A 3,376-nucleotide genomic window follows, 5' to 3' on the forward strand; every position below is an offset into this window, starting at 1 on the left:
GGGTAAGCGGATTAAATGGTTGATCTTACCTTTGCATGAGAGTGAGACAGACCGGCATCTCATCGGATTATCTGGTTGATGCTTCACCTACTGCTGGTGCATGTTTCCTTCGCTAATTCCAGCAAGAACCCCACACGCCTCAACTTCCCGGTCATCGTTGCAACTCGCTCTCAGTGAAACGAGTTGTTTCTCAAGCGCTTGCAGAGCGGTTATCTGCGACCGCACATGAGAGATGTGATCATCGAGCAAGGTGTTGACGGCGGTACAAGGCTGATGAGGGTCGTCCTGATAGCTCTGTAGTTCGTGAATCTCAGCCAGTGACAGGCCCAGGATTCTGCAGCGACGGATGAAGGCCAGCCCCTCACCATGCTTCTTGGTATAGACACGGTAACCGTTGTCCTGCCGATCAGGCGGCGGCAACAAGCCCTGCTGTTCATAGAAGCGGATCGTCTGTGTTTCGACCCCTACCAACTGCGCCAACTGACCAATGCGCATCAGCCTCCTCCCCAACGGATTCTTTACTCTATTGACATTATAGTAGCTTTATAGTTTTAAATGGTACCACAACATTGTTCAAGTGGAGTAGTATCATGAGCAAATCCTGTGGTGGCGCCTGTGGCGCTGATGCAACGTCCGCAGCGGATACCGATATACAGGCCTCCTCCGAGGCGCCAGGGAGATGGGTCAGTGTTTATGCCGTGCCGAAGATGGACTGTCCATCAGAAGAACGAATGATTCGCCTAGCCCTGAACGGCTTTGAGGAGATTCGGGCGCTGTCCTTCGACTTGTCGAACCGCCGGCTGAAGGTCGTGCATGACGGCGAGGTCGAGCCCGTCACCTCGAAATTGAAGACCTTGGGGCTAGGCGCCTCGCTTCAGGAAACCGTCGCTGCAAATCCGGAGACCATCAAGGCCGCCGAGTTTTCGGCAGCTTCTGCTAAGCAAGAATCCGGGACCCTGCGCTGGTTGCTCGGCATCAATGCACTTCTGTTCGTGGTGGAAATGACTGCCGGTCTGATCGCCCAGTCCACCGGCCTGATTGGAGAATCCCTGGACAATTTTGCCGATGCGGCGGTGTACGGGCTTGCCCTTTATGCGGTTGGACATAGCGTGAAAATGCAGGTACGTGCCGCGCATCTTGCTGGTGTACTGCAACTGATCTTGGCTGTGGGCGTGCTCGTAGAGGTGGTGAGACGCTTTGTATTCGGTAGTGAGCCTGAATCGCTGGTGATGATGGCTATCGCATTCGTCGCATTGATTGCCAATACCAGTTGTCTGCTGCTCATATCCAAACATCGGGAAGGCGGGGCGCACATGAAGGCAAGCTGGATATTCTCGGCCAACGACGTGGTGATCAACCTGGGGGTCATCACCGCCGGCGCCCTGGTCGCGTGGACCGGTTCCAATTATCCGGATCTGATTATCGGCATCATCGCGGGGGGCATTGTACTTAACGGTGCCAGACGCATTTTGGCGTTGAAGGGTTAAATAATGCTCACTATTGGCAAAAAGCTCTCGCCGTATGCCCTATTGTCCATATCGGGCCTGCTGGCAGCGTCTGATCAGGCTGTAAAGTGGCTGGTGCAGCAATCAATGGCCTATGGCGAGTATGTTTCGGTGACCCCGTTCTTTAACTGGGTGCACCTATGGAACACAGGTGCCGCATTCAGTCTTTTTGCGAATGGTGGAGGCTGGCAGCGCTACTTTTTTATCGGAATCGCGGTAGTGGTCTCGATTTTTCTGATCAACCTGATCCTTGAAAATCGTCATAAAGGAGAAGCCATCGCTTACAGTCTTATCCTCGGTGGCGCCATGGGCAACCTGATTGACCGGGTCTTTCGCGGCTATGTTGTGGATTCCTTTGATTTCTATTGGCGAGACTGGCATTGGCCGGCCTTCAACCTGGCTGATATTGCAATTGTCCTCGGTGCCTTACTTTTCGTTTCCAGCAGCTTGTTGGGTAAAAAAGCAAACACCAATGCCGAGCCGGATGGATCTGACTGACACCTACGCCTATACAACACCATGACCGAACTTCCCGACAACATCCTTCACCTGCCGCAATACCAAGTACTGGGCTGCAAATCAACCGACGACGAAATGCACTTCCAGGTGGACGTGCCCGATCCCATCGCCTGCGAGGAATGCGGCGTGCAGGGTGAGTTCGTACGGTTCGGCAAGCGTGACGTTCCCTATCGTGATCTGCCCATCCACGGCAAGCGGGTCACTCTCTGGGTGGTCCGCCGCCGATACACCTGCCGGGCCTGCAAGACAACATTCAGGCCCCAGCTACCGGAGATGGTGGACGGATTCCGTATGACACTGCGGCTGCATGAGTACGTGGAGAAGGAATCCTTCAACCACCCCTACACCTTTGTGGCGGCACAGACCGGCCTGGACGAGAAGACGGTGCGCGACATCTTCAACGCCCGCGCCGAGTTCCTGGGACGCTGGCACCGCTTCGAGACGCCCCGCATCCTGGGCATTGACGAGCTATACCTGAACAAGCGCTACCGCTGCATTCTGACCAACATTGAGGAGCGAACCCTGCTCGACCTGCTGGCCACCCGCCGCCAGGACGTGGTGACCAACTACCTGATGAAGCTGAAAGACCGGCAGAAGGTCGAGATCGTCAGCATGGACATGTGGAACCCCTACCGGGCAGCGGTCAAGGCTGTGCTGCCCCAGGCCCGTATCGTGGTCGATAAGTTCCATGTGGTGCGCATGGCCAACGATGCCCTAGAGAAAGTGCGCAAGGGCCTCAGAAAGGAGCTGAAACCGTCCCAGAGCCGGACTCTCAAGGGAGACCGGAAAATCCTGCTGAAACGCGCTCACGAAGTCTCAGACCGGGAGCGCCTCATCATGGAGACCTGGACAGGCGCGTTCCCGCAACTGCTGGCCGCCTACGAGCACAAGGAGCGCTTCTACGGCATCTGGGACGCCACCACACGGCTCCAGGCAGAAGCCGCCCTGGACGAGTGGATAGCCACCATCCCGAAGGGCCAAAAGGAAGTCTGGAGCGATCTGGTCAGGGCAGTGGGAAACTGGCGCGAAGAGACCATGACCTACTTCGAGACGGACATGCCCGTCACCAACGCTTACACGGAGTCCATCAACCGACTGGCCAAGGACAAGAACCGTGAAGGGCGCGGTTACTCCTTCGAGGTGATGCGGGCACGAATGCTCTACACCACGAAGCACAAGAAGAAGGCACCGACTGCGAAGGTCTCTCCTTTCTACAAGAAAACCATCGGTTACGGACTGCCGGACTTCGCAGAGGAACTCAACTACGGAGTCGATCTATCAACCATCTGAGGGTGGTATCAGATTGATGGGGTGAAGGTGCCCCATCAACCATTAAATCCGTATACCCGTTT

The 3,376-nt window shown here is 55.7% G+C and carries 4 protein-coding genes; 3 read left to right on the plus strand and 1 reads right to left on the minus strand.

All coding sequences use genetic code 11. The annotated features are described in order from the left end of the window. Nucleotides 1-87: 87 nt before the first annotated feature. Nucleotides 88-495, minus strand: coding sequence for a Cd(II)/Pb(II)-responsive transcriptional regulator (gene cadR, locus DFP77_RS19295; protein WP_111609080.1), 408 nt, complete (start codon nt 493-495; stop codon nt 88-90). 95 nt (nt 496-590) lie between these two features. Between cadR and DFP77_RS19300 the strand changes: the two genes are divergently transcribed. The 3 genes from DFP77_RS19300 to DFP77_RS19310 are packed head-to-tail and all read left to right on the plus strand — an operon-like array spanning nt 591 to nt 3,314. Further along, the gene (locus DFP77_RS19300; protein ID WP_111609079.1) at nt 591-1,487 is read left to right on the plus strand and encodes a cation efflux transmembrane domain-containing protein; all 897 of its coding nucleotides are present in this window, start codon (nt 591-593) and stop codon (nt 1,485-1,487) included. Between the two features lie 3 nt (nt 1,488-1,490). After that, nucleotides 1,491-2,003, plus strand: coding sequence for a signal peptidase II (gene lspA / locus DFP77_RS19305; protein WP_111609078.1), 513 nt, complete (start codon nt 1,491-1,493; stop codon nt 2,001-2,003). Between the two features lie 21 nt (nt 2,004-2,024). Further along, complete coding sequence (locus DFP77_RS19310; protein ID WP_111609077.1) at nt 2,025-3,314, plus strand: ISL3-like element ISPpu12 family transposase; 1,290 nt, start codon at nt 2,025-2,027, stop codon at nt 3,312-3,314. Nucleotides 3,315-3,376: the final 62 nt, after the last annotated feature.

Source organism: Marinomonas foliarum (assembly GCF_003337275.1).
Taxonomy (GTDB): Bacteria; Pseudomonadota; Gammaproteobacteria; order Pseudomonadales; family Marinomonadaceae; genus Marinomonas; species Marinomonas foliarum.